Origin of the sequence: Actinosynnema sp. CA-299493 (assembly GCF_050946825.1) — a bacterium.
Lineage (GTDB): Bacteria > Actinomycetota > Actinomycetes > Mycobacteriales > Pseudonocardiaceae > Actinosynnema.
Map to the genome: position 1 here is coordinate 8,286,808 of NZ_CP191993.1, position 26,383 is coordinate 8,313,190.

The window sequence follows — 26,383 nt, forward strand, 5'->3', positions numbered from 1 at the left end:
GGGGAGGGACCGCCATGAACGAGGGAGCACCGGGGAAACCGTCCGCCTACGACGAGTACGACGTCGACCACCGCGCCAAGGTGGCCACGGGCCAGGAGGTGCGGGAGCGGGTCGAGCGGGAGTACGGCGAGCGCTACGGGCCGTTCGGCGCGTACGTGGCCCACCTGCTCGGCCGCGCCGAGGTGGACGACCTGCTGGACGCGCAGGCCGCCCAGCTCAAGGGACAGGTGACGACGCGGACCGCGCCGCCGGAACCCGGTGCGGACTACCTCGGCATCTCCCACCGGGAACTGCACGACGGCGTGCACGTGGGCGGTGATCCGGGTGCGGTCGGTGAGCACGGCGACACCTGGACCGCGCTGGGCAACGAGCTGGTCGAGTTCAACGACGCCATCGTGAAGGCGATCGCCGACAGTGAGCCGGACTGGACCGGCAAGGCCGGTGACCAGGCGCGGCGGGCGATGGCGGAGTTGGCGCGCAAGGCCGGTGAGACGGCGGTCGCGGCGCAGATGGCGGGCACGTTGTTCGCGCAGCAGTCGAGGGCGCTGGCCACCGCGCGGGCGACGGTGCCGCCGCCGCCCGCCGAGCCGTTCGACGTGGAGGCGGCGAACCGGCGGTTGATGACCATCACCGACCCGGTCGCGCTGGCGACCCGGGCGGCGGCCGACCGGGCGGAGTTCGCCAAGCAGCAGGAAGAGCACCGGCAGGCGGCGCGGGCGGTGGAGGTGTACGACCGGACCGTGGCGCAGACGGCTGCCGCCCAGCCCGCGTTCGCGCCGCCGCCCGCGCCGCCCACTCCGCCGCGTGGCGAGCCGGCACCGGTTCAGCCGCCCGGTCGGGGGTCGGGTGAACGCGCCGCCGGGCCGCCGCCACCGGGGGTGGGTGAGGAGACCGGTGTCGCTTCCGCGGGATCGGAGAGCGGCGGGGTTCCCTCGGGTGGGACGACGAACACCAGCGGCAACGGCTCGGTCCCGCTGACGCCGGGTGGTCGTGAGGGTGTCCCGGGAGGGTCCGGTCACGGAGGTCCGGCGGCGGTGGGCGTGCCGGGTGCTCCCGGGAGTGGGTCGGCCACGGGGAGGGGCGGGCCGGGTGTCGGTCGGGGTGGTCCGGCAGGCGGGTCGGGCGCGGGGCGGACCGGGCGCGGTGGCGGTTTCGGTGGCGGTGGTTTCGGTGGCGGCGCGGGCGTCGGTGGCAGCGCGGGTGCCGGCGGGCGGGTTCCCGGTGGCGCGTCGCCGGGCTCGGGGCTGCCGGGAGGGCCGGGATCGGCGGTGAGGGGCGGCGCACCGGGCGGTGCGCACGGGGAGGTGGGCGCGCGGCGCGGTGGCGCGGGGCAGGGCGTGGTCGGTGGGCCGGCGGTCGGGCCGGCCGCCGGCCGTGGCGAGGAGGACGCCGAGCACCAGTCGCCGTCCTACCTGGTCGAACCGGACCCCGAGGCCCTGTTCGGCGGCGGTCGGGCGACGGCCCCGCCGGTGATCGGCGACTGGTCCGACGACGACTGACGGCGAACCGCGCTACCGCTGACGGCGAACCGCGCGATGGCCGACGGCGATCCGCGCGGCGGCGACGGGCGGGTTCCGGTGCGCGGGAAGTCGCTCTGGTAGCGCTCCCAGAACGTGCGCTACCGTCGGCGTCACCAACGCCGGCGGCGCTCCACACCGCCCCGACCGATCAGGGAACCCACTCGTGTCCTCCCGAATCACCCTGGCCGGAGTCGCGGTCGCGTTGTCGGTCGTCACCGCCTGCGGCGGACCTGCCGAGCCGCCGCCCGCACCCACCGACGCCACGACGTCGCCGAGCACCACCGCGCCGGCGGTCGGCCCGTCCAGGGGTGGCCCGCTGGACGGGCTCGACCCGTGCACCCTGCTCACCAAGGCCGAGGCCGAGCAGGTCACCGGCGCGCAGGGGGCCGACCCCGCGGTCGAGCAGCTCGGCTCGGCGCGGGTGTGCAACTTCGCGCCCGCGGCGGGACGGCTCGGCGTCGGCGTCCGGACCACGTCCGGGCTGGCGGCGGTGCAGTCGAACGGCAACGTGGTCCAGGACCTGGTGGTCGGTCGGCACCAGGCCAAGCAGGCGATCGGGGCCACCGGCAGCTGCGGGATCTTCATCGGCGTCACCGAGTCGTCCCGGGTCGACGTCGTGCTGAACGCGGGCAGCCCCGACGAGGACCCGTGCCCGGCGGCGATGCGGGTCGCCGAGCTGGTCGAGCCGAGGCTGCCCTGACGCCCACCGGTTCAGCGCGTCAGCCGCACGAGAACGACGACGGCTCAGCCGTCAGCCGCACGAGGACGACAACGGCTCAGGCCGTCAGCCGCACGACGACGGCGGACGGGGCGACGCCGGTGTGGGTGGCACGCAGAACCCCTCGCGCCGCGTCCCACCCGAAGGCCCACTCGGGTGACGTCACCGGGAACACCGGCGTCACCGTGACGTCCTGCCCGCGCAGGTGCGGCACGGGCAGCTCGACGTCCGGCGACGCGTCGGGCAGCCGCCACGCGGTCAGGTAGCTGTTCGCCGCCGCGCGCAACCCCTGCGCCACCCACGGGCCGGTGCGGTCGGTCAGGCCGAGCGGCCAGAACGGGACCGACGTGGCGATCTCCGGCCGCAGTCCCTTGTGGACGGTGACGGCCTCGCGCACCAGCGCGCGCCGCGATGGGTCCATGAGGTCGACCCGGCCGGCCAGGTACAGCCGCCCCAGCACACCCGTGGCCAGCGTGAACGCGGCCTCCGACGGCGTCATCCCCGGCTGCGCGTACGCCCAGTTCCCGGCCTGCTCCGGCAGCACCGAGGCCGGCGCGGCGGCCGCGATCGGCGGGTACAGCAGGGGGTTCTGCTGGTCCGAGGTGGACTGGAGGTGCAAGCGGGACATCATCGCGTAGTCCATCCGCATCGCGCCGGACGCGCAGTTCTCCACCACCAGCCCGGGGTGCCGGGCCAGCAGCGCGTCCAGCCACGCCAGGTGCGCCCGGTTGTGCCCGAGCAGCCCCTCCCCCGGCGCCAGGCCGCCGACGTCGGTGCCCGCGCCGGGCATGATGTTGTAGTCCAGCTTGAAGTACCCGATGCCGAACTCGTCGACCAGCCGGTCGACCACCTCGTCCACGTGCCGGACCGCCTCGGGGTGCCGGAAGTCCAGGTGGAACCGGCCGTGCTCGCCCACCCGCGCGCCCTGGCGCCGGAAGAACGCGTCGTCCGGCAACGACCGGGCCAGCGCCGAGCGCACGCCGACGACCTCCGGCTCCAACCAGATCCCGGGCACCATCCCGCGTGCCCGGATCCGGTCGGTGACCTCGCCGAACCCGCCGGGGAACCGGGTCCGCGACGGCCGCCACTCGCCGACGCTGTCCCACCACTGGCCGTCCTCGTCGTACCACCCGGCGTCGACGCAGAAGTAGTCCGCGCCGACCGAGGCCGCCGCGTCGATCAGCGGCAGCAGCTTCTCCGTGGTGGGGTCGCCCATCAGGGTGTTCATGTAGTCGTTGAAGATCACCGGCAACTCGGGCGCGCGCCGGTTGCGCAACGTGGCCCGCCGCTGCCGGGTCAACGCGCCGAACGCCTCGTCCACGCCGCCGGCGACCACCGCGACCGACACCGGCACGGTGGTGAAGCCGTTGCCCTCCGACACCACGCGGCCCCACTGGTGCTCGCCGTCGCTGGGCCCCAGCAGCGCCAGGTACGCGCCGGCGACGGTCTCCCCCACCTCGAAGTGCCACGCGCCGTTGTGCTCGATCTGCCACGCGAGCGCCCAGCTGTCGTCCCGCGCCACCAGCACGCCGGTCGGCAGGTGCTCGCCCGTGGACCACGAGCTGCGCGACGTCAGCGCGAACCGGCTGCGCGAGGCGTGGTGGTGCACGGTCGGGTCCATCGCCACCAGGCCCGCCTCGCGCAGCGGCGTGCGGTGCCAGCGCGACTCGGCGACCCAGTCGGAGTCGGCGTGCACGAGGTCCACCTCGTCCACCGAACGGCCGGAGTCCACCAGGAACGCCCCGGTGGACAGCGACGTCACGGCCTGGAGGTGGACCGGCTCGCCCTCGACCGCCACCTCGGTCCACGTCCGCACGGCGGGCACGCCGGCGACGCCCTGGAACACCGACGTCACCACCAGCCCGCTCACCGGGTCGTGCTGGACGACCCGCAGCTCGTCCGCGGACGCGGTGTGCGAGCGGTGGCGCAGCCGCGCGCCGATGGTGGTGTCGGCGTAGCGGTGGCTGCCGGGGAACCGGCCGTGGCCGATGGCCTGCACCTCGACCAGCGGCACCCCGATGCCCTCGACCGGCCCGTCGGGGCGCAGCGAGAGCAGGCTGACCGGACGGTCGTCCCCGTGCGTCAACAGCAGCCTGATCGCGCCGGTGGACCAGGTGACCGTCATGTGGCGACTTCCTCCCACGCCCCGGTGTTGTGGTCGTACGCCGCGGCGGCGCCGGCCCGTTCCACGTCCGCCGGGTCGATCTCGACGGCACGGCCGCGCGCCTCGGGGTTCGGCGCGGCGGAGGCCAGGATCTTGGTGTACGGGTGCTGCGGGTTCAGGATCACCTCGTCGGCCGGTCCCCGTTCGACCACGCGGCCCTTGTAGAGCACGAGGATGTCGTCGGAGAAGTGCCGCGCGGTGGCCAGGTCGTGCGTGATGTAGAGGACGGCCAGGTTCTCCTCGCGCTGCAACCGCGCCATGAGGTTCAGCACGCCGAGCCGGATCGAGACGTCCAGCATCGACACCGGTTCGTCGGCCACCACGACCTTCGCGCCCGGTGCCAGCGCCCGCGCGATGGCGACGCGCTGCCGCTGGCCGCCGGACAGCTCGTGCGGCCGTCGCCCGGCGATGTCGCGGCCGGGCAGGGACACGCGTTCCAGCAGCCGCACGACCTCGTCCCAGCCGTGCGGTCGGCCGTGCAGCTTCAGCGGTCGCGCGAGGTGGTGCTCGATGGTGTGGAACGGGTTCAGCGACGCGAACGGGTCCTGGAACACCATCTGCACGTTGTCCCGGTACGCGCGGTCGGGCACCTTCGCGCCGTCCGGCCCGGTGAGCGCGATGGCGCCGCCGCTGGGCTTCTCCAGCCGGGCGATCATCCGGGCGATGGTCGACTTGCCCGAGCCGGACTCGCCGACCAGCGCGACCGTGCGGCCGGGGGTGAGGGTGAACGACACGTTGTCCACCGCGCGCAGCCGCACCCGCCGCAGGCCCACCCGGACGTGGAAGTCCTTGACCAGCTCGCGAGCTTCCAACGTGGTCATCGGACGCCTCCGGACGAAGTGGGCTCGCCGGACCGGTCGACCGGCGTCATCTGCTCGCCGGAGCGGACGAACGAGCCGCGTTCGCCGGTCAGGCTGGGGAACGAGTCGAGCAGCTGGCGGGTGTAGGGGTGCGCGGGCTGCTCGAACATGTCCTGCGCGGTGGCGTACTCGACGACCTCGCCGTCCTTCATCACGGCGATGCGGTCGGCGAGCTCCAGCAGCAGCGGCAGGTCGTGGGTGATGAACAGGACGGCGAAGCCGATCTCGTCGCGCAGCCGCAGGATCTCGCGCAGGATGCCGCGCTGCACGACGACGTCCAGCGCGGTGGTCGGCTCGTCCATGATCATGACCTGCGGGTCGAGCAGCAGCGCCATGGCGATCATCACGCGCTGCCGCATGCCGCCGGACAGCTCGTGCGGGAACGAGCTGAGCCGCCGCACGTCGACGCCGACCAGCTTGAGCACCTCCTCGCACCTGGCCCTGCGCTGCGCCTTGGTCATCTCGGGCCGGTGCGTGGTGAGCACGTCGTCCAGCTGCGCGCGGACCGTGATGACCGGGTTCAGGGCGTTCATCGCGCCCTGGAACACCATCGACAGCTTGGACCAGCGGAACGCCCGCAGCTCGCCCGGCGTGAGGGCCAGCACGTCGACGTCCCCGCCCTCGCGGTCGTGGAACGTGACCGAGCCGGTGGTCACCTCGGCGGGTGGCCGGTGCAGCCGGTTGACCGCGTAGGCCAGGGTGGTCTTGCCGCAGCCGGACTCGCCGGCCAGGCCGAGGATCTCGCCGCGCCGCAACGTGATCGACACGTCCTTGACCGCGTGCACCGGGTTCTCCACCTGGTAGACGACGGACAGGCCGTTCACCGTCAGCACCACGTCGTCGTCCGCGCGCTGCGCGGGCGCGGGCTCGCGGGCCGCCTCCGCCCGGTCGCGCCGGGGGATGTCGCGCAGCTTCGGGTTGATGATCTCGTCGATGCTGAAGTTGACCAGCGCCAGGCCGCAGCCGAACAGGGCGATGATCAGGCCCGGCGGCACGAACCACCACCACGCGTCACGTTGCAGCGCGAAGCCGTTCTGGGCGTAGTAGAGCATCGTGCCGAGCGTGGACGAGTTGGACGCGCCCAGGCCGAGGAACGACAGGCCGGCCTCGCTCAGGATCGCGTAGATCACCGAGAACACGAACTGCGAGGCCAGCAGCGGCAGCAGGTTCGGCAGGATCTCGACGGTGATGACGCGCCAGGGCTTCTCGCCGGAGACCTTGGCCGCGGCCACGTAGTCGCGGTTGCGCAGCGACAGCGTCTGGGCGCGCAGCACCCGTGCCGACGCGGCCCAGCCGGTGATCGCCAGCACCACCGCGATGGTCCACGAGCCGCGCTGGTCGGCGGGCACGAACGCGGAGATGACGATCACCAGCGGCAGGCCGGGGATCACCAGCATCACGTTGGAGAACAGGGAGAAGGCCTCGTCGACGTACCCGCCGATGTAGGCGCCCACGATGCCGAACAACGCCGACAGGGCGGTCGCCATCACGCCGACCATCAGCCCGATGTAGAGCGAGCCCCTGGTGGCGTGGGCGAGCTGGGCCACGATGTCCTGGCCGGTCTGCGTGGTGCCGAGCCAGAACTCGCCGCCCGGCGAGGTGAGGCTGATGTCGCGGATCGTGTTCGGGTCGCCGACCAGGAACGGGCCGATCAGGCCGATGAACGCGATCAGCCCGATCAGCACCAGGCCGACGCCGAGCTTCGGCGACCAGCGCGGCAGCATCGACCGCCACCCGGCCCGCCCGCGCGGAGCCCCGGCGGTGACAGCACTGAGATTCGTCACGGTGTCCGTTCTCCTTCTCAGCCGCTGACGCGGGTGCGCGGGTCGATGACGGCGTAGAGCAGGTCGACCACGAGGTTCGCGCCGAGCACGGCGACCGTGATGACCAGGAAGATGCCCTGCATGAGGGCGTAGTCGTTGTTCTGCACCGCTTGCAGGAGCTTCGACCCGATGCCCGGGTAGGAGAACACCTGCTCGGTGATGATGGAGCCGGCCACCACGAACCCGAGCGAGATGGCGAAACCGGCCACGGACGGCAGCACCGCGTTGCGGGCCGCGTACTTGATCATGATCCGGGAGTCGCGCAGGCCCTTGGCCTTGGCGGTGAGCACGTAGTCCTCGGCGGTGGCGGACACCATCATGTTGCGCATGCCGAGCAGCCAGCCGCCGACCGACGAGATCACGATGGTCAACGCGGGCAGCGTGCCGTAGTAGATCGCCGAGCCGATGAAGTCGGCGTTCCAGCCGGGCGAGAGGATGACGTCGTAGCCGCCCTGGAGCGGGAACCAGCCCCACGCCGAGGACAGCACCGCGACCAGGATCAGCGCCAGCCAGAAGTACGGCACGGCGGCGAGCACGGTGGTGGCGGGCACCAGGCTGTCCAGCCAGGTGCCGCGCCGCCAACCGACGAACATGCCGAGGGCGATGCCCAGGACGAACGACAGGAACGTCGCGATGCCCACGAGCATCAGGGTCCAGGGCAGGGCTTCCGAGATGATCTGGGTCACCGGCGTCGGGAACGCGCTCACCGAGATGCCCAGATCACCCCGGAACATGTTGCCCAGGTACGAGACGTACTGGTTGACGAGCGACTCGCCGCTGTTCGTGCCGAGCAGCAGTTCGTACGCTCTGCGGGCCGACGGGTCCACGGTTCCGCCGCGTTGCGCGAGCTTCGCCATGAGGATGTCCACCGGGTTGCCCGGCATGAGCCTCGGGATGAAGAAGTTCAGCGTCAGCGCCGCCCAGAGGGCGACCAGGTAGAACGCGAACTTTCGGGCGTAGTACCTCATCGGTCCGCCTATCGCCTCAATCAGTGCTTCACTGGCCGGCCGGCTTGAGCTTCAGGAAGATCTCCGAGTGCTCCGGGCGCGCCCAGACGGCCGGGAACGAGTACAGGTCGTCCTTGGTGGGCCAGCCGGTGAACTTCTTGGCGTTGAACTCGCTGGTCGTGCCGCCGGTCAGCACCGGGATGTACGGGATCGACTCCTCGATCCTGGTCTGGATCGTGTCGAAGTACGGCTGCCGGGCGGCGTCGTCCTTCGGGTCGATGCCCTTCAGCGCGGCCAGCGCGGCGTCCACGTCGGGGTTGGAGAAGCGGGCGAAGTTCGGGTTCGCCACCTCGCCGACCTTGGCCGTGGTCGCGGTGCTGAAGAAGTAGGACGCGTTGTAGAACGGGTCGGGCGCCGGGCCCTGGTTCAGGGCGTCGATCAGCAACTCGTACTGGCCGCGGCCACGGGCGTCGGACCACTCGTTCCAGGACACCTGCTGCGCGGTCACCTTGATGCCGACCTTCTGCAGCTGCTGGGCCATCGTGTCGACCGCGGTGATGTAGTCGGTCCAGCCCGCGACGACCTTGAGGGTCATGGCGACCGGCTTGCCGTCCTTCTGGTAGATCCCGTCGCCGCCCTTGGTGTAGCCGGCGCCCTCCAGCAGCTGCGTGGCCTTGGCCTCGTCCGGCTGCATCGGCGCGGTCTTCTCCTTGAGCTTGCCGGAGATCTGGTCCGCGTCCCGCTCGACCAGCGCGGCGCCCGGGGACACCTCACTGGCGGTGTTCTCGAACGCCAGCGAGTTGATCTGGGTGCGGTTGAGCGCGTAGTAGACGGCCTTGCGGACGGCCACGTCGGTCTGCGGCCCCTGGCAGCCCAGGGCGGCGTTCGAGCAGGTGAACAGGGCGACCTGGTTCATCGGGATGGTGATCGCCTTGTACCCCGGGTAGTTCTTCTCGACGTTGGCGATGTCCGGGACCGGGCCGGTCTGCCAGTCGATCTGGCCGGCCCGCAGCGCGGCCTCACCGGACTGGTTGCCCGACAGCGCCAGGTAGCGCACCTTCTTCAGGGCGGGCTCGCCGGAGTGGTAGTCGGGGTTGGCCTTGAGCGTGAAGGCCTGGGCCTTGAAGTCGTCGAGCATGAACGGGCCGGTGCCGACGGGCTGGGCGACGACGTCGGTCGACGGGGTCGCGATGTCCTTCCACTTGTGCTCGGGGACCATCCAGATCCGGCCGAGGACCTGCGGGCCCTCCATGAAGGACGGCTCGGTGAACTTGATCGACACGTGGGTGTCGTCCACGGCGGTCGCGACGCCCTTGTAGCCCGTGCCGTTCATGGCCGGGTTCTTGGTGATCATGTCGAGGGTGAAGACGACGTCCTTGGCGGTGAACTTCTGGCCGTCGGTCCACTTCGCGTCGTCGCGCAGCTCGACGTCGAGCTGGGTGCCGTCGGCGTTCCACTCGAAGCTCTTGCCCAGGCGGGGGCGCGGCTCGACGTCGCGGATGTTGTTGAAGAAGAACAGCGGCTCGAAGATCGTGCCGGGGCCCTCCAGCAGGGTGGGCGAGAACGGGTTGAAGTTCGTCTGCCAGTCGCCGGACTGGCCCGTGTACACGATCAGCGTGTCCTTGTTCGCGTCACCGCCCGTGTCCGAGCCGCCACACGCCGTCGCGAGCATGGCGACCGCGGCCAGTCCGGCCGCCGCCCTGCGCGCCCGTGAGAAGCGCCTTGCCTTCAGGAACATCGTTGATTCCTCTCGTGGCCCGAGACCGGCCGCGGTCCCGCGTTGAGGCAGATTGTTAAGTCATCGAAGAAACGAAGTCAACACCTCCGCGTCATCTACCGGTCAAGTTGCTACTCTTCGTCCAACGAACGAACTAAGACGAACGCGGGGGACCACGTGAGCGGACCGGCGCGGGCGACGCACCACGCGAGCAGCAAGTCCGCCGTGCTGGACGTGATCCGCGCGGCGGGCACCATCAGCCGCGTCGGCCTGATCAACGCCACCGGTTTCACCGGCGCCACGATCTCGACCGTCGTCCGCAAGCTCATCGACGAGGGCCTGGTCGTGGAGACCGGGCGGGCCGAGTCGACCGGCGGCAAGCGGCGGGTGCTGCTGCAGCTCAACCACTCCTCCCGCTACGCCGTCGGCGTCCACCTGGACCACGCGGGCATCACGTACGTGCTGACCAATCTCGGCGGATCGGTCGTGGCGCGCATTTCGAGGGCGGGCGCGGGCGCGGCGGAACCGCGGACCGTGGTCGCGCGGATGGCGGCCGAGGTGAAGGGCCTGATCGACGGCGTCGGCGTCGACCACAACCGCGTGCTCGGCCTCGGCCTCGTCTCACCCGGACCGCTCAGCTCGGACACCGGCATGGGCCTGACCCCGCCGTCCATGCGCAAGTGGGAGGACTTCCCGCTCGCCCAGGAGCTGGAGCGGGCGACGAGCCTGCCGGTGGTGCTGGACAACGACGCCACGGCGGCGGCGCTGGGCGAGCACTGGTCGGGCGCGATCGGCGGGACGGCCATCTCGGCGGCGCTGTACATGGGCACGGGCATCGGCGCGGGGCTGGTCATCAACGGCATCACCTACCGCGGCAGCAGCGGGAACGCCGGGGAGATCGGCCACATCTGCGTGGACGCGAACGGGCCGGAGTGCTGGTGCGGCGCGCGCGGGTGCGTGGAGGTGCTGGCGGGGCCGGCGGCGGTGGTGGCGGCGGCACGGGCGGACGCGGCGCTGGCCAAGTCGGCGGGGCTGACCGGGCGGGCGCGGTCGGTGTCGTCGGACTTCGCGGCGGTGAGCCGGGCGGCCCGGCGCGGCGAGCCGTCGGCGTTGGCGATCCTGGAGCGGTCGGCGCGGTACATCGCGGTGGCGGCGCGGACGTTGGCGAACATCATGGACCTGGAGGTCCTGGTGCTGACCGGGCCCAGCTTCGCCATCGCCGGGTCGGTCTACCTGCCCGTGGTGCGCGACGAGCTGGACCGCGCCTTCTTCTCGCGCGCGGCGCACGGGGTCGACGTGCGGCTGTCCCGCTCGGCCGCCACGGCGTCCGCGATCGGCGGTGCGGCGCTCGTGCTGCAGTCCGAGCTCGTGCCGCTGCACGAGGGCCTCAGGCTGCCGGAGAACCTGGCCGACTCGGAACCCGCCGCGCTGGCCGATTCGAGCGGGTGAACGCGGGCCCGGGTGTTCGGTTCACGGGGCCTGAGCGTTCGACACGCCGGGCCTGAGGGTTCGACTCGCGGGACCTGGAGGTTCGACACGCGGGGCCTGCGGGTCAGGGGCGGGCGGCCCAGAGGAGGCCGCGTTCGACCAGGGTGCGGACCGGTGGCAGGTCGAGGTCGGCCGGGTGGTGGCCGATCGTGCAGGCGAAGACGCGGCCGGCGCCCCAGCGGCGGGTCCACACGACGGGCACGGTCAGCGGCGCGTGCCACGGCTCGGCGGCGGCGAACGTCGTGGTCGCGTGCACGTCGTTGAGGCCGTCGGTCAGAACCCAGTACTGCTCGGTCCGCAGCTCGAACCCCGCGAGACCCGCCACGACCGGGTGAGTCGAGGTGATCTCCACCCGGTGGTCCACGAACCCGCCGGGGTGGTCGACGAACTGGCCGCCGACCAGCTTCAGGTAGCCGCGCGAGTGGCGGAACGCGTCCACCAGGCCGCCGTGCCACCCGGCCAGCCCCGTCCCGCCACGCACCGCCGCTTCCAGGCACGCGAACTGGTCGTCGGTCAGCACGCCGTCGCTCCAGCACTGGACGACCAGGTCGTACCCGCCGAGGCGCTCGTCGTAGACCTCCAGCGAGTCCGACACGTCGACCGCGAACCCCGACGAGCGCAGGAACGGCAGGAACGAGTCCGTCGCCGCCACCGGCGAGTGCCCGTCCCAGCCGCCGCGAACCACCAAAGCCTTCACGGGTCGAACCCTAGGCGACCGCGCCGTCCCGGTCCGGCGGCTCACCGAGTCCGAGGTGGTCGCGCAGCGTCGACCCGGTGTAGTCCTCCCGGAACGCGCCGCGTTCCTGCAACAGCGGCACCACCCGGTCGGCGAACGCGTCCAGCCCGCCCGGTGTCACGTGCGGCACGAGGACGAACCCGTCGGCGGCGTCGGCCTGCACCAGCTCGTCGATCTGCGCCGCCACCGACGACGGCGAGCCGACGAACGTCTGGCGCGCGCTCGTCTCGATGACCAGCTCGCGGATCGACAGGTGCTTGGCCTCCGCCAGCTCGCGCCACTGCCGGGCCACCGCCACCGGGTCCCGGTGCATCCGCACGCTCGCCCGCCCGCGGGCCACGTGCTCGTCCGAGATCAGCGGGTCGACCGACGGCAGCGGCCCGTCCGGGTCGTGGTCGGACAGGTCCCGGTTCCACACCTGCTCCAGCACCTTGATCGCGGTCTGCCCGCTGACCTGCCGCCGCCGCACCTCGTGCGCCAGCTCCCGGGCTTCGGCGTCGGTGTCGCCGAGCACGAACGTCGCCGCGGGCAGCACGACGAGGTCCGACGGCGACCGGCCGTACCGGGCGAGCCTGCCCTTCACATCCGCGTAGAAGGCCTGGCCCTCGGCCATGGTCGCGTGCCTGGAGAAGATCGCGTCGGCCTTGGCCGCGGCGAACTCGCGCCCCTCGTCCGAGTCGCCCGCCTGGAGGACGACCGGCCGGCCCTGCGGCGACCGGGGCAGCCCGAACCGACCGGCGATGTCGAAGTGCTCGTCGCGGTAGGCGAACGCGCCGTCGTCGCGCCACGAGTCGAACAGCGCGAACGACGCGTCGAGGAACCGCCGCGCCCGCTCGTACCGCTGCTCCTGCGGCAGGAACCCGCCGCGCCGGAAGTTCTCACCGGTGAAGGCGTCCCACGAGGTCACCACGTTCCACGCGGCCCGGCCCCCGGACAGGTGGTCGAGCGACGCGAACTGCCGGGCCACCTCGAACGGCTCGTTGAACGTCGAGTTGATGGTGCCCGCCAGGCCGAGCCGGGACGTGACCGCCGCCAACGCCGACAGCACGGTGAACGTGTCCGGACGACCGACCACGTCCAGGTCGTAGATGCGCCCGTGCTGCTCCCGCAGGCGCAGGCCCTCGGCGAGGAAGAAGAAGTCGAACTTGGCGCGTTCGGCGGTCCGGGCGAGGTGGGCGAAGGAGGAGAACTCGATGTGGCTGCCCGCTTCGGGGTCGCTCCACACGGTGGTGTTGTTGACGCCGGGGAAGTGCGCGGCGAGGTGGATCTGCTTCATCCCGAGGTCCTCTCAGGCTGCGTAGCGGTTGGCCGGGCGGGGCAGACCGAGGTGACCGCGCAGGGTCGAGGTCTCGTAGGAACGCCGGAAGACCTGCCGCCGCTGGAGCTCGGGCACCAGCTCGGCCACGATCACCGACAGGTCGTCCGGCAGCACGGCCGGCCGCAACCGGAACCCGGAGACGCCCGCCGCGTGCCACTCCACGAGCAGGTCGGCCAGCTCGACCGCCGTGCCGCCGAAGACCAGCGCGTCCGACGACCGCGCCGTGCCGCCGAACCCGACCACGACGTCCACGAAGTGATGCGGCGCGGGCACTTCCGCCGCCTGCGCCTTCGCTTCGGCGAGGTCGTGCGGCGTGGTGAACACGATGTCCGCCGAAACCGGGGCGTGCGGCGGTTGGGACAGCACCGCGACCGGGGGCTGCCCCTGCGGCGGGCGCGGTGTGATCGACGGCCCCTTGACCGCGAACCACTCGCCGGTGAAGTCGACGTAGTGCAGCTTGTCCCGGTCGACGAACCGGCCGGTGGCCACGTCCCGGATCTCCGCGTCGTCCTCCCAGCTGTCCCAGAGCCGGCGCAGCACCTCGACGTAGTCGGCCGCTTCGCGCAGGAGCTCCGGCAGCACGTCCGCGCCGAGGACCCGCCGCCCGAAGTGCGCCGCTTCCTCGGCGGAGGGCGAGACGCGCACCCGCACGCCAGCGCGCCCGGCGCTCACGTAGTCGAGGGTCGCGATGGCCTTGGACAGGTGGAACGGCTCGGTGTGCGTGGTGGTCGCCGTCGGCACGAGCCCGATGTGCGTGGTCGACGGCGCCACGCGGGACGCGACCAGCACCGAGTCCAGCCGCCCCGTCGGGCCGAGGTCGTCCTCGAACGTGACGAAGTCCAGCAGGCCCCGCTCGGCTTCCCGCGCGAGGTCCACCCAGTACCGGGCGTCGAACCGGGCCGGGTCGGGCGCGTCGACATGCCACCCGGAGCCCTCCAGCGCGACGGCGAGGTGCAACCCGTCTCCCATGGCCTCCCCTTTCCCTGCGACCTGTCCGGGATTCTGCGGCAGGTGCGCGGGCCGGCGGGAGCTCGACCACTCGCTGGGAACTCCGGCGAATCCGGTCGCGCCGGGAATAAGGGCGGGCGCACGTGATCGACCGGGGCCCGTCGAAGCGGAGCGCGTCGAAGCCGGGCGCGTTCAAGCCCGCGTGCGGACCCGCGCATTCGAAGGCACGTTCGAACGCGCGTTCAGGACCGTGATCAGGTTTTGCGTTCAGGTTCGCGTTCGCGCGACCAGGCCGACCAGTTGGTTCACCAGGCCCTCGGTCAGGCCCTCCCGCACCAGCTCGCCCGCCGTCGGCCCGCCCAGCTCCCGCATCACCCGCGCCACCGCGTCCGTCGGGTTCGCGTGCGGCCACAGGCCGGCCGTCAGCGCCACCACCACGCTCGCGAAGTGCCGCGCCGCGGCCTCGTCCAGCACCGGGACCCCGGCTCGCACCAGGTCGGCCAGCCGGTCCTTGTGCTCGTTCGCCCGACGCTTGAACACGCGCGCGAAGTCCACCGGGATGTTGCGCTCCAGCACCCCGGCCATGCCGCTGACCAGCTCGCACAGCAGCGGCCGGTGCAGCAGCGTGGTCGCGACCGCGGTGGCCACGCCGACCACGTCGGCGTCGCCCGGCGCCAGCTCGCCCTCCAGCTCGTCCAGCCAGGCGCCCCACTCCTGGTCGAGCACCTCCAGGAAGATCGCCTCGCGGCTGTCGAAGTACCGCAGCACGTTCGACTTCGCGAGCCCGACCCGGTCGCTCAGCTCGCGCAGGCTGATGTCGGCGACGGGCCGCTCCCGCAGCATCGCGCACGCCGTGTCGAGGATCGTGCGCCGCCGCTGCTCCACCTGCTCGGGTCGGCGGGCGCGCTTGAACTCCACCGCCGCAGGTTAACAGCCCACCGGTCTGTTGCCGGCTCCGCCGACCGGGGCGCATGACCACCGCCACCCGGGGTAGCCGGCTGGGGTGCAGACGTTCCTGCCGTGCGCGACCTTCGCCCGCAGCGCCGCCGTGCTCGACTCGCGGCGGCTCGGCAAGCAGCGCGTGGAGACCGCCCAGATCCTGCGCGCCCTCGTCTGGCCCGAGTACGGCTGGAAGCGGCACCCGGCGGTGCTGATGTGGCGCGGCTTCACGCCCGCGCTGGTCGCCTACGGCGTGGCCGTGTGCGACGAGTGGCGACGGCGCGGCCACCGCGACGGCCTGCGCGCCGCGTTCCTCGACTACACCGGCGGCCGGGAGCCGACGTGGTCGTGGTGCCTGGCCGAAGGGCTCCTGCCGCCCTGGCTCGGCGACGACGGCCTGCACCGCAGCCACCGGTCCGCCCTCCTGCGCAAGGACCCCGACCACTACCGCCCGCTGTTCCCCGACGTCCCGGACGACCTCGACTACGTCTGGCCCGCGCCGGTGTTCCCGCTGGACGTCCCCGACACACCCGGCCTGGTCGCGTGCCGCGTCGACCGCCCGCCCCTGCCCGACGACGAGCACCCGCCGCCACCGCCGCTGGACCACCGGCCCGGCCCGTCGGTCGCCCGCCCGCCCACCGAGGCCGACCTGGCGGCCGTGCGCGCCGAGGCGGCCGACCCGCGCCAGGTCCGCTTCTTCCGCCGCGGCCAACGCCTGCCGGCCCCGACGGGCCGTTTCACCCTGAACCTCGAAATCTGAGGAAAAAGTCCGGCCGCCGTGTCGATCCGGCGGGGTCCCCGTTCGTCACCCGGGTAAGACCACGAGATGGGGAGCCCGAGATGACCACCACGACCGACACCCGCCGCGCCGCCACCCACACCACCGCCATCGCCGCCAAGCGCAACGACCTGGTGCTCGCCGCCTTCCGCGTCGTCGTGTCGTTCCTGTTCGGCCTGCACGGCCTCCAGGGCCTCGGCTTCCTCGGCGGCGTCGACGGCCAGGGCGGCGCCGTCCCGTTCGGCTCGTGGCCGGGCTGGTACGGCAGCGTGATCGAGCTGGTCGGTTCCGTCCTGGTGCTGCTGGGGCTGGCCGCGCGCCCGGCGGCGTTCGTGCTGTCCGGCGCGATGGCCTACGCCTACTTCACGGTCCACCAGCCGGAAGCCCTGCTGCCGATGCACAACATGGGCGAGCTGTCCGCCGTCTACAGCTGGGTGTTCCTGCTGCTGGCCGTCCTCGGCCCGGGCGCCTTCACGCTCCAGCGCGCGCTGCGTCGCTGACCTCCGCTGCGACCCGAGGGCGTGCCTCCACCCGGAGGCGCGCCCTCGGGCATGTTCGAGCCGCACCCGCGTGGGCACCCTGCGGGCATGGCCGAGAACCCGATCAAGTACCCGGGGTTGACCGACGACGTCCACCCCACCCCCGACCACGGCGAAGCGACCTACCGCGGCACGGGACGGCTCACCGACAAGAAGGCCGTGATCACCGGCGGCGACTCCGGCATCGGCCGGGCCGTCGCGCTGGCGTTCGCGCGCGAGGGCGCGGACGTGCTCATCTCCTACCTGCCCGCCGAGGAGAAGGACGCCCGCGACACGGCGCGGCTCGTCGAGGAGGCCGGGCGCAAGGCGGTCACCGTCCCCGGTGACCTGACCGAGGAGTCGCAGTGCTCGGCCGTCGTGTCGCGCGCGGTCGAGGAGTTCGGCCGGATCGACGTCCTGGTCAGCAACGCCGCCTACCAGATGGCGCAGGAGGGCGGGCTGCTCGACATCACCACCGAGCAGTTCGACCGCGTCGTGAAGACGAACGTGTACGCGATGTTCTGGCTGTGCAAGGCCGCCGTGCCGCACATGCCCGAGGGCTCCGCGATCATCACCACGTCGTCCATCCAGGGTTTCCAGCCCTCCTTCCAGCTCCTCGACTACGCCACCACCAAGGCGGCGATCGTGAACTTCACCAAGGGCCTGGCGCAGAACCTGGTCGACCGGAAGATCCGGGTGAACTCGGTCGCGCCCGGTCCGGTGTGGACGCCGCTCATCCCGGCCACCATGCCGCCGGAGAAGGTGGAGGGCTTCGGCGAGCAGTCGCCCATGGGCCGCGCCGGTCAGCCCGCCGAGCTCGCGCCGCTGTACGTCTTCCTGGCGTCGGCCGAGTCGAGCTACATCACCGGCGAGGTCATCGGGGTGACCGGCGGCTCGCCGATCACGTGAACCCGCAGGTCAGCGACCCGGAGAAAAAACTTGGAAAAAACTTGGGCCCGGATGTCGATCCACGACCCCGTTCGTTCGTCGCGTCAGCAGAGGCCAGGATGAACGGCCGGGACGAACCGACAGGGAGATCGAGATGCGTTTCATGGTGATCGTGAAGGCGAACGAGGACACCGAGGCCGGGGTCCAGCCCACCGCGGCGGAGCTGGAGGCGATGGGCGCGTTCAACGAGGAGCTGGTCAAGGCGGGCGTGCTGCTGGCGGGCGAGGGGTTGCACCCCAGCGCCAAGGGCGCGCGGGTCTACTTCTCCGGCAACGAGCGCACCGTGGTCGACGGCCCGTTCGCCGAGACCAAGGAGCTGATCGCGGGGTTCTGGCTGCTGGAGCTCAAGTCGCTGGAAGAGGCGGTCGAGTGGGTCAAGCGGGTGCCGAACCCCACCGGCGCCGAGTCCCAGGTCGAGATCCGGCAGGTCTTCACCGAGGACGACTTCGTCAACGCCTCGGAGGAGCTGAAGGACCGCGAGCGCGAGCTGCGCGCCCAGCAGGAGGCCCGCGCCGCCCAGGGCTGACCCGGCCCACCCCGCTCGACCGCGCTCGACCGGACTACCCGGCCTGCCCCCGCTCGACCGGCCTGCCCCGCTTGCCCACGCGCATCGGTAGCTGATCTGATCACGGGTCGTGATGGCTACCGATGCGCGTCGCGCGGTCGAGGCGGTGTGGCGGATCGAGTCCGCCCGCCTGATCGCCGGGCTGGCCCGGATGGTGCGCGACGTCGGCCTCGCCGAGGAACTCGCCCAGGACGCGCTGGTCAGCGCCTTGGAGCAGTGGCCGGAGCACGGCGTGCCGCGCAACCCGGGCGCGTGGCTGATGACCGCGGCCAAGAACCGGGCCGTCGACCTGATCCGGCGCGACCGGAACTACCGGCGCAAGCTGGAGCAGATCGGGCGGGACACCGCGTTCGACCACGCGCCGGACGCCGCCGCCGGGGTCGGTGGGATCGACGACGACCTGCTGCGGCTGGTGTTCACCGCGTGCCACCCCGTGCTGTCCACCGAGGCGCGGGTGGCGTTGACCCTGCGCGTGCTCGGCGGCCTGACCACCGACGAGATCGCCCGCGCGTTCCTGGTGCCCGAGGCGACCGTGGCGCAGCGGATCGTGCGGGCGAAGAAGTCGCTCGCCAAGGCCGGTGTCCCGTTCGAGGTGCCGGCCGAGGACGAGCGGGACGCCCGGCTGTCGTCCGTGCTCGGCGTGATCTACCTGATCTTCAACGAGGGCTACTCGGCCACCGCCGGCGACGACTGGATGCGCCCGGCGCTGTGCGAGGACGCGTTGCGGCTCGGCCGGGTGCTGGCCGGCCTGGTGCCGCGCGAACCCGAGGTGCACGGCCTGGTGGCGTTGATGGAGGTCCAGGCGTCCCGGGCCAAGGCGCGCGTCGGCCCCGGCGGCGAGCCCGTGCTGCTGCTGGAGCAGAACCGGGCCCGCTGGGACCAGCTGCTCATCCGGCGCGGCCTGGCGGCGTTGGCGCGGGCCGAGTCGTTGGGCGGCGCCGGTGGGCCGTACGCGTTGCAGGCGGCGATCGCGGCGTGCCACGCGCGGGCCCGGGTGCCGGAGGACACCGACTGGACCCGCATCGCCGGGCTCTACGAGGCGTTGTCGCTGGTCGCCCCGTCGCCGATCGTGGAGCTGAACCACGCGGTGGCGATCGGCATGGCGTTCGGCCCGGCGGTCGGGCTGGAACTGGTGGACGAACTGGTCGACGAGCCCGCGCTGACGGGCTACCACCTGCTGCCGAGCGTGCGCGGCGACCTGCTGGCCAAGCTCGGCAGGCACGTCGAGGCGCGGGAGGAGTTCGAGCGGGCGGCCGGGCTGACCCGCAACGAGCGGGAGCGCAAGCTGCTGCTGGACCGCGCCGCCGCCTGCTAGCGCCGGGCCCGTCTCGAAGCGCGTCATGGGGCCGCTCGACCGGTCACGGCCACGTGCCGTCCGCGGTGGACCCGCTCCGTCACGGCTCCGACGCCGCGGCGAAGGCGGCGGACCGGCGGACGACCACGGCGGCGACCAGGCCGCACGCCGCCGCGACGGCCACCGCGACGGGCAGGGCGTGGCGGTCGAGGAAGACGCCCCCGACCCAGGCCCCGAGGGCGATGCCGACCTGGAAGGCGACGATGTAGACCGCGGACGCGAGGTCCGGCCGGTCGGCGGCGACGCGCAGGACCGCGGCTTGCAGCACCACGGCCATCCCGCCCGACGGCACGGCCCACAGCACCACGGCGGCTCCCGCCACGGCGCCCGAAGCGGGGCCCGCGACCAGCAGCACGAGCATGCAGGCGGCGAGGCCGCCGGTGACCGCGAGCGCGGTGGCCCGCGGCCGGCCGTCCACGTGCCGGCCGAACAGGACCAGGCCGACCAGCCCCGCCGCGCCGTGCGCCAGCAGCAGGACCGACGTCCCGGCGCTCGTGAGGTGGACGTAGTCGGCGATGACCACGGTGATGTAGGTGAACACCGCGAAGTGCCCCGTCACCACGATGACCGTCACCAGGTCGACCGGCACGAGGGACCGGTCGGTCAGGGCGCGGCGGACGGCCGACGGCCCCCGGCCCGGTGTCGGGCGCGGCACCGGCATCGGCATCGGGTCGACCGTCACGCGGATCGCCACCGCCGCCAGCGCCGCGACGCACGCCATCGCGACCACGGTGGGCCGCCAGCCGATGGTCGCGCCGAGCCACGAGCTCAGCGGCAGCCCGACGAGGAAGGCGAGCGAGTTCCCGGCGAACACCACGGCGGTGGCCCGGCCGACCCGCGCCGGCCCCAGCAGGCGGGCGGCCATCGGCGCGACGACCGACCAGAACACCCCGTGGCCCACGGCCGAGACCACCCGCGCCACCACGGCGACGCCGTAACCGGGCGCGACGGCCAGCGCCAGGTTGGACAGCACGATCGCGGCCACCGTGACCAGCGCGGTCGTGCGGCGGTCCCAGCGGGCCGTCAGGGCGACCAGCGGCACCACCGTGACCGCGACCACGACCGCATACCCGGTGACCAGCAGGCCGATCGCCGACTCGGCCACCCCGAGGTCCGCCGCGAGCTCGGACAACAACGCCACCGGCAGGTTCTCCGACGTCACCGACGTGAAGCAGGCGGCGCCGAGCGCCACCAGGGCCACACCCGACCTCTGCATTGTGTAACGATACACAGATAGGCTGGCCCCATGTCCGGCCCGAGGTCGTCACGCGTGACCATGGCCTTGGTGGCGCGCCGCTGCGGCGTCTCGCCGATGACCGTGTCGTACTGCTACAACCAGCCGGACCGGGTCGCGCCCGAGACGTTGCGCCGGGTCCTCGACGTGGCCGCCGAGCTGGGCTACCCGGGACCGGACCCGACCGCGCGGTCGCTGCGCCGCCGCCACAACGGCGCGATCGGCGTCGTGCTCGGCGAGCACCTCGCGTACGCCTTCGAGGACCCGCAGGCCCGCCGCTTCCTGACCGGGGTCGCCGAGGTCTGCCGCGAGCGCGGCGCCGGGCTGAACCTCATCCCGACCACCGGCGAGGACCAGGACGTCGACCGCGTCCGGTCGGCCTCCGTGGACGGCTACGTCGTCTGGACCACGGTCGACTCCGACCCCGTGCTCGGCGTGGTGAGCGGCCTGGACAAGCCCGTCGCCGTGCACGGCGGCCCGGCCGTCCCGGGCGCGCGGGTGGTCTCCATCGACAACCGCGCCTCGGCCCGCGAGCTGGCCGCGCGCGCGTTCGCCCACGCCCGCCGCCCGGCCGTGCTCAGCTTCCCGTTCGACCGCGACCGCAGGCCCCGGCTGGACACCGGTCCGGACCCGGACGGGGTGGAGTTCCCGGTCACCCGCGACCGCCTGCTCGGCGTCTACGACCACTGCCGGGCAGCGGGCCTGGACCCGGCTCGCCTGCCGGTCGCCGTGGTCGCGCGCAACGACCGCGCCGACGCCGCCGCCATGGCCGACGCGCTGCTCGACGCCGGCGCGGACGCCGTGGTCGCCATGAGCGACCAACTCGCCTTCGCCGTCCTCGACGCGGCCCGCCGCCGAGGGCTGCGGGTGCCCGACGACCTCGCCGTGGCCGGCTGGGACGACGGCCCGGACGCGCGTCGCGAAGGCCTGACCACCATCGCCCAGTCGTTGCTCGACCAGGGCCGGACCTGCGCCCTGATCGCGCTGGGCGACCGGGCGCCGAGCCGTGAGCCCGAGTGGACGGCCACGGTGCGGGACAGCACCAGGTGACCGACCGCGCGAGGAGCGCCTCCCTGCTGCGCCACACCGGGTTCGCCCGCTTCTGGGCCGCCGACACGGTGTCGTTGGTCGGCACGGCGATCACCACGTTGGCGCGGCTGTGGACCCGGGCCCGGTTGTGCGGTGGGAGCGGCGGAGTTGCGCACCGCCGAGGCCGTCGACCTCGACCAGGTCGCCGCGCTGGACGACTCGTCCACCACCGGCACCGTGCGCCGGCGGCTGGTGATCCGGCAGGTCACCGTCGCGCCGGGGCACCGGGGCGCGGCACCGGTCGGGCGCTGGTGGAGCACGGCCGCGAGCACGGCGAGCTGGACGCGTGGCTGGAGACGTCGTCGGTGGACGTGCCCGTCGCGCGCCCGCGACCCCTGGCAGCAGGTCTAGCAGTAGGTCGCCTCGGGCAGGCGCCCGGCCACGTACGCGCCGGGCGGCACGCCCATCGTGGCCCGGAACTCCCGGCTCAGGTGGGCCTGGTCGTGGTAGCCCAGCTCGGCCGCCAGCCGCGCCCACTCGCCCCGCTCGCCCCGAGCCACCACCCGGCGCACGCGGTCGACCCGCGCGTACTGCTTGGGCGACAACCCGACCGCCTTGGTGAACAACGTGCGCAGGTGCCGTTCGCTCACGTGCAGGGCGCGTGCCGTCTCCGCCACGCCCCGCGTGCGCAGCAGTCGTGCCGCCGCGTGCACCAGGTCCGACCGCCTCGGGTCGGTCGACCCGACCCGGCTCAGCAGCGCCGACCGCAACGCGGCCACGTCGCCCACCGGCCGGCCCCACACCTCGCTCAGCGGCACGACCTGGCCGACCAGCTCGTCCACCGGCACGTCCAGCACCGCCTGCGCCCGTCCCGGCGTCAACCGCACGACGGTCCGCCGCGCGTCCTCCCGCGCGGTGACGTAGCGGGCCCGGTCGCGCGGACCGACCACGAACGCGCCGTCCGACGCCGTGCACACCACCAGCGTGGTGGCCGTGTCCGGCGCGTGCACGAACTCCCCGCCACCGAACGACTGGGCGCCGATGCCGGCGACCCACGGCCGCAATCGCTCTTCCACGCACACGACAACCGCCGAAACGTCCAAGACGTTCCCGGTCACCGGCCCGGAGACTGGCCCCATGCTGCTGATCACGGGTGCCACCGGCACCACCGGCCGTGAAGTCGTCCGCCTCCTCACCGACCGCGGGGTCGCGTTCCGCGCCCTGTCCCGCACGCCGACCGGTGACCAGGTGCACGGGGACCACACCGACCCGGCGTCCCTCGACCGGGCGATGGACGGGGTGGACGGGGTGTTCCTGCTCGGTCCGGGCACCTCCGACCTGCCCGCCTACGAACTGGCCGTGCTCGACTCGGCCAGGCGCGCGGGCGTGCGGAAGGTGGTGAAGCTGTCCTCGATCCCGGTCGGCCCGGTCGCCGGGTGGCACCGGCCGGGCGAAGAGGCCGTCCGCGCGTTCCCGGCGTGGACGTTGTTGCGCGCGAGCCTGTTCGCGACGAACTCGGTGCAGTGGGCGCCCCAGGTCGCGGCGGGCGAGCCGATCCCGAACCCGACGGGCACGACGAAGCTCGGCGTGGTGGACCCGCGCGACCTCGCCGAGGTGGCGGTGCGCGCCCTGCTCGACGACGACCACCACGGCCGCACGTACACGCTCACGGGACCGGAGCTGCTGAGCGTGCCGGATCAGGTGGCCGTGCTGTCCGACGTCCTCGACCGCCCGCTGTCCACGGTGGACCTCCCGTTGACGGCGCTGCCGCCGGAGTACGCGGAGGGCCTGCGCGCGGTGCTCGGCGGCGAGGGCTCGTTCCTGTCCGGCGACGTGGCCGAGGTGCTCGGGCGACCGGCCCGCGACTACGCCACCTGGGCGCGGGAGAACTACCCGAGGGGCTAGCCCGGGGTCAGCCGGCCGCGCCCAGGCGCCGGATGCCCTCGCGGGCGATGTCGGTGCGGGACCGCACACCGAGCTTTGCGAGCACGTGCGACACGTGCGTGGCCACCGTGCGGCCGGACAGGAACAGCCGTTCCCCGATCTGCCGGTTCGACAGCCCCGCCACCACCAGCTCGGTGACCTTCAGCTCCATCGGCGTCAGGCTCTCCCAGCCGTGCGTGGCCCGCCGGTGCTTGGCGTGCGGGCCGCGCCGGATGCCGAGCTCGCGCAACCGGGCCAGCAGGCGGGTCGAGTCCCAGTCCGCGCCGAGCTCCGCGTGCACGTCCACGGCCTGGCTCAACGCCTCCCGCGCCGACGCCCGGTCACCCGCCGACGCGAACAGCTCCGCCGCCGCGGCCAGCGCCTTGGCCCGGAACAGCGGCCGTCCCGCCACCCGGTACTCCTCGGCCGCGTGCGACAGCCCGACCGGGTCCGCCGACACCAGCGCCCGGCAGTGCGCGGCGGATGCCCGGCGGTGCGGCACGGCCGGTTCGACGGCCAACCACTCGGCGTGCGCGACCGCGGCGGAGGCGTCCTCGCCCAGTTCCACGGCCAGCCGCACGAAGTCCGGCAGCAGGTCTTCCACGCAGTCCCACCCGGTCAGCACCGACCACGCCTCGCGCACCCGTCCGGCCTGCTCCAGCGACAGGCTCACGGCCAGCGCCAACGGGCCGATCACGTGCCCTTCGAGCCCGGTGCCCGCCGCGTCGAGGTGCCGGCGCGCGCCCACCGCGTCACCGCGGTGCAGGTGGATCAACGCCGCCACGCCGTGGTCGCACCGCGACACCATCGGGTGCTTCAGGTCGTCGGCCAGCAGGTCGACGTCGACCAGCGCCTCGTCCCACCGGCCGGCGTCCAGCAACAACTGCCCCAACGCGCTCTGCGCCTGCCCGAGCCGCACCAGGTTGCCGACCTGGTCGGCCGCGTGCCGGACCACCTGGGCGGACGCGATGGCCTCCGCGCCCCGGTCCAGCTCGCCCAGCGTCACGGCCTGGTTGATCTGGAGCAGCAGCCGCAGGTCCGACGTCGCCGGCTCGCCCATGGCCACCGCCAGCGCCCGGTCGAACAGCGGCAGCGCCTCGGTCATCCGGCCGCGCGCCATCGCCACGATCGTGCGCACGTGCAGGGCCCAGCTCGTGGCCCACCGGTCGCAGCCGACCAGCGCGGCCTGCGCGAGCCGTTCGGCGTCGTCCAGGCCGCCGACGTCCCAGTGCGCGCGGGCGGCCAGCACGAGCAGCCGCGCCCGGTCCGACGCGGTGACGTCCGGCGCCGCGAGCGCGCGCTCCACCTCCACCAACGTCTCCGCCGAACGCCCGGTCATGCTGCGGCACTGCGCCAACGTCCAGTGCAGGTCGACGAGCGTCCCGTGCTCCAGCCCGGCCAGCGCGACGGCTTCCGCGCCGTGGTGGTCGCCCAGCCGGAACCGCGCCTCGGCCAGGTGCGCCAGCAGCACGCCGCGCCTTCCGCCGGTGTTCGGCGCGACCACGACCCGGCCGAACAGGTCCACGGCGGCCTCCGGCGCGTGCGCGACGAGCATCGAGCCGTGCAGGACGAGCCAGTCCGCCACCCAGTCGGGCAGCCGGTCGTCGGCGGCGAGCAGCTGCCGGGTCACCCGGTCCACGCCCGCGCCCGTGTCGGCCAACGCCCGTGCCGCCTCGGTGTGCCACGCGCCCCGTGCCGCCTCGGGCACCTCGTCGTACAGCGCGGTGCGCACCAGCGGGTGCCGGAACGACAGGCCCGCCGTGCCGTCCACCAGCACGCCCGCCACGGTCGCCTCCTGCAACGCGGGCAGCAGCTCCACCACGCGCAGGCCGAGCACGGCGGCCAGGTCGGCGACCGGGAAGTCCACGCCGAGCAGCGCGGCGGCCACGAGGACCCGCCGCACGTCCGCGCCGAGGAACCCGATCCGGTCGGCGATCGCGGCCGACAGCGACGGCGGCACGCCCGCGTCCACCAGCCGGGCCGTGCCGGTGGCGTCGGTCCGGATCGCCGACCCGCGCAGCAGCGCCTCGACCAGCTCGACCAGGTAGAGCGGGTTGCCGCCGGCGTCCTCGGCCAACCGCGCCAACGCCTCGTCCGGCCTGCCGCCCGCCAGCCGGCCGGTCAGCTCCACCACGTCGGCCGGCGCGAGGCGTGGCAGCGGCAGCCGGGCCACGCCCTTGCGCAACGCGGCCAGGTCGGCGCGGCGCGGCAACGGCCGCAGCACGCCGATCAGCAGCAGCGGCAGTTGCGGCACGAGGCCCGCCAGCCGCCGCCACACCGCGACGCTCGCCTCGTCCGCCCACTGGAGGTCGTCCAGCACCAGCACGACCGGGCCGATCGAGCACAGGTCGTCCACGCGGGCCAGCAGGCGTTCGGCGGTGACCGCGGCGCTCTCCGACCGGGCCGAGGCGAGGGCGTCCAGCAGGGGTAGCAGCGGGAGCGGCCGGCCGAGTTCGTCGCCCGCGCCCCGGCACACCCGGAAGCCGCGGGCCGCCGCGACGTCGCACGCCGCGCGGACCAGCGCCGTCTTGCCGATGCCCGGCTCACCCTCGACGAGCAGCGCGGTGCCCCGCCCCTGGGCCAGGTCGTCCACCAGCGCCAGGAGGCGGCCCAGCTCGCGCTCGCGCCCGGCGAGGCGCAGTGTGACGGCGCGCACACCCTGAGAATACGTTGCGGTCGTCAGGTTAACAAGACGTTACATTTTTTACCGATTAACCTGCCCGCCGCACATTTTGCAGATTGTTCACGCCCATTACGCTGCACACCGCTCCGGCGACTGCGACGGTTATCGCCGGAATTCCCGACCCCTGCCGACTGGAGAACGCATGCGTATCGGACGAGTGCTCATCGCCACCC

The 26,383-nt window shown here is 73.3% G+C and carries 23 protein-coding genes; 11 read left to right on the plus strand and 12 right to left on the minus strand.

Annotation, left to right across the window (positions count from 1 at the left end):
* Positions 1–14: 14 nt before the first annotated feature.
* Both ACQPYE_RS35465 and ACQPYE_RS35470 read left to right on the plus strand, forming a co-directional pair.
* Positions 15–1,499: a hypothetical protein gene (locus tag ACQPYE_RS35465; RefSeq protein ID WP_498717474.1), complete on the plus strand. Its 1,485-nt coding sequence runs from the start codon at positions 15–17 to the stop codon at positions 1,497–1,499.
* 184 nt (positions 1,500–1,683) lie between these two features.
* Positions 1,684–2,220, plus strand: coding sequence for a DUF3558 domain-containing protein (locus ACQPYE_RS35470; protein WP_498717475.1), 537 nt, complete (start codon positions 1,684–1,686; stop codon positions 2,218–2,220).
* A gap of 76 nt (positions 2,221–2,296) precedes the next feature.
* Here the strand turns inward: ACQPYE_RS35470 and ACQPYE_RS35475 are convergent, their stop codons facing one another.
* From ACQPYE_RS35475 to ACQPYE_RS35495, 5 genes are read right to left on the minus strand one after another with little or no spacing between them, the layout of a single operon-like run.
* A complete protein-coding gene (locus tag ACQPYE_RS35475) occupies positions 2,297–4,363 on the minus strand; it encodes a glycoside hydrolase family 36 protein (protein ID WP_498717476.1) in 2,067 nt (688 codons plus the stop codon).
* Positions 4,360–5,223 carry an ABC transporter ATP-binding protein gene (locus ACQPYE_RS35480; RefSeq protein ID WP_498717477.1) on the minus strand — a complete coding sequence of 288 codons (864 nt, stop codon included), beginning with the start codon at positions 5,221–5,223 and terminating at the stop codon, positions 4,360–4,362. The genes ACQPYE_RS35475 and ACQPYE_RS35480 overlap by 4 nt, the downstream gene beginning before the upstream one ends.
* Positions 5,220–7,046, minus strand: coding sequence for a dipeptide/oligopeptide/nickel ABC transporter permease/ATP-binding protein (locus ACQPYE_RS35485; protein ID WP_498717478.1), 1,827 nt, complete (start codon positions 7,044–7,046; stop codon positions 5,220–5,222). Before ACQPYE_RS35485 ends, ACQPYE_RS35480 begins: the two co-directional genes overlap by 4 nt.
* Positions 7,047–7,063: 17 nt before the next feature.
* A complete protein-coding gene (locus ACQPYE_RS35490) occupies positions 7,064–8,053 on the minus strand; it encodes an ABC transporter permease (protein ID WP_498717479.1) in 990 nt (329 codons plus the stop codon).
* 28 nt (positions 8,054–8,081) lie between these two features.
* Positions 8,082–9,770 (minus strand): ABC transporter substrate-binding protein, encoded by a 1,689-nt coding sequence (locus tag ACQPYE_RS35495; protein ID WP_498717480.1) that lies wholly within the window; start codon positions 9,768–9,770, stop codon positions 8,082–8,084.
* Positions 9,771–9,926: 156 nt separating this feature from the next.
* Here ACQPYE_RS35495 and ACQPYE_RS35500 point away from each other — a divergent pair, with 156 nt between their 5' ends.
* Entirely contained in the window at positions 9,927–11,198 is a 1,272-nt protein-coding gene (locus tag ACQPYE_RS35500) for an ROK family transcriptional regulator (protein ID WP_498717481.1), read from the plus strand.
* A 103-nt stretch (positions 11,199–11,301) separates the two neighbouring features.
* Here the strand turns inward: ACQPYE_RS35500 and ACQPYE_RS35505 are convergent, their stop codons facing one another.
* The 4 genes from ACQPYE_RS35505 to ACQPYE_RS35520 form a co-directional block, all read right to left on the minus strand.
* Positions 11,302–11,934, minus strand: a complete 633-nt coding sequence (locus ACQPYE_RS35505; RefSeq protein ID WP_498717482.1) for a ThuA domain-containing protein — start codon at positions 11,932–11,934, stop codon at positions 11,302–11,304.
* 10 nt (positions 11,935–11,944) lie between these two features.
* On the minus strand, positions 11,945–13,249 hold the full coding sequence (locus tag ACQPYE_RS35510; protein ID WP_498717483.1) for an NtaA/DmoA family FMN-dependent monooxygenase: 1,305 nt from the start codon (positions 13,247–13,249) through the stop codon (positions 11,945–11,947).
* A gap of 12 nt (positions 13,250–13,261) precedes the next feature.
* Complete coding sequence (locus tag ACQPYE_RS35515; protein ID WP_498717484.1) at positions 13,262–14,260, minus strand: LLM class flavin-dependent oxidoreductase; 999 nt, start codon at positions 14,258–14,260, stop codon at positions 13,262–13,264.
* Between the two features lie 246 nt (positions 14,261–14,506).
* On the minus strand, positions 14,507–15,157 hold the full coding sequence (locus ACQPYE_RS35520) for a TetR/AcrR family transcriptional regulator (protein ID WP_498717485.1): 651 nt from the start codon (positions 15,155–15,157) through the stop codon (positions 14,507–14,509).
* 85 nt (positions 15,158–15,242) lie between these two features.
* Between ACQPYE_RS35520 and ACQPYE_RS35525 the strand changes: the two genes are divergently transcribed.
* The 5 genes from ACQPYE_RS35525 (at position 15,243) to ACQPYE_RS35545 (ending at position 19,302) form a co-directional block, all read left to right on the plus strand.
* Positions 15,243–15,938: an MSMEG_6728 family protein gene (locus ACQPYE_RS35525; protein ID WP_498717486.1), complete on the plus strand. Its 696-nt coding sequence runs from the start codon at positions 15,243–15,245 to the stop codon at positions 15,936–15,938.
* 80 nt (positions 15,939–16,018) lie between these two features.
* Positions 16,019–16,456 carry a DoxX family protein gene (locus tag ACQPYE_RS35530; protein WP_498717487.1) on the plus strand — a complete coding sequence of 146 codons (438 nt, stop codon included), beginning with the start codon at positions 16,019–16,021 and terminating at the stop codon, positions 16,454–16,456.
* A gap of 87 nt (positions 16,457–16,543) precedes the next feature.
* Positions 16,544–17,383 carry an SDR family oxidoreductase gene (locus tag ACQPYE_RS35535; RefSeq protein WP_498717488.1) on the plus strand — a complete coding sequence of 280 codons (840 nt, stop codon included), beginning with the start codon at positions 16,544–16,546 and terminating at the stop codon, positions 17,381–17,383.
* A 133-nt stretch (positions 17,384–17,516) separates the two neighbouring features.
* Positions 17,517–17,948, plus strand: coding sequence for a YciI family protein (locus tag ACQPYE_RS35540; protein WP_498717489.1), 432 nt, complete (start codon positions 17,517–17,519; stop codon positions 17,946–17,948).
* Between the two features lie 112 nt (positions 17,949–18,060).
* Positions 18,061–19,302 (plus strand): RNA polymerase sigma factor, encoded by a 1,242-nt coding sequence (locus tag ACQPYE_RS35545; RefSeq protein ID WP_498717490.1) that lies wholly within the window; start codon positions 18,061–18,063, stop codon positions 19,300–19,302.
* 79 nt (positions 19,303–19,381) lie between these two features.
* On the opposite strand, the gene ACQPYE_RS35550 is transcribed toward ACQPYE_RS35545, so the two are convergent.
* The gene (locus ACQPYE_RS35550) at positions 19,382–20,557 is read right to left on the minus strand and encodes an MFS transporter (protein WP_498717491.1); all 1,176 of its coding nucleotides are present in this window, start codon (positions 20,555–20,557) and stop codon (positions 19,382–19,384) included.
* Between the two features lie 60 nt (positions 20,558–20,617).
* On the opposite strand from ACQPYE_RS35550, the gene ACQPYE_RS35555 reads away from it, so the two are divergent.
* Both ACQPYE_RS35555 and ACQPYE_RS35560 read left to right on the plus strand, forming a co-directional pair.
* Positions 20,618–21,625 carry a LacI family DNA-binding transcriptional regulator gene (locus ACQPYE_RS35555; RefSeq protein WP_498723047.1) on the plus strand — a complete coding sequence of 336 codons (1,008 nt, stop codon included), beginning with the start codon at positions 20,618–20,620 and terminating at the stop codon, positions 21,623–21,625.
* Positions 21,626–21,757: 132 nt separating this feature from the next.
* A complete protein-coding gene (locus ACQPYE_RS35560; RefSeq protein WP_498717492.1) occupies positions 21,758–22,015 on the plus strand; it encodes a hypothetical protein in 258 nt (85 codons plus the stop codon).
* On the opposite strand, the gene ACQPYE_RS35565 is transcribed toward ACQPYE_RS35560, so the two are convergent.
* Positions 22,012–22,680, minus strand: a complete 669-nt coding sequence (locus ACQPYE_RS35565) for a helix-turn-helix transcriptional regulator (protein ID WP_498717493.1) — start codon at positions 22,678–22,680, stop codon at positions 22,012–22,014. The genes ACQPYE_RS35560 and ACQPYE_RS35565 overlap by 4 nt on opposite strands.
* Positions 22,681–22,741: 61 nt before the next feature.
* Here ACQPYE_RS35565 and ACQPYE_RS35570 point away from each other — a divergent pair, with 61 nt between their 5' ends.
* The gene (locus ACQPYE_RS35570) at positions 22,742–23,509 is read left to right on the plus strand and encodes an NAD(P)H-binding protein (protein ID WP_498717494.1); all 768 of its coding nucleotides are present in this window, start codon (positions 22,742–22,744) and stop codon (positions 23,507–23,509) included.
* Positions 23,510–23,516: 7 nt separating this feature from the next.
* On the opposite strand, the gene ACQPYE_RS35575 is transcribed toward ACQPYE_RS35570, so the two are convergent.
* Positions 23,517–26,183, minus strand: coding sequence for an ATP-binding protein (locus tag ACQPYE_RS35575; RefSeq protein ID WP_498717495.1), 2,667 nt, complete (start codon positions 26,181–26,183; stop codon positions 23,517–23,519).
* Between the last annotated feature and the right edge of the window lie 200 nt (positions 26,184–26,383).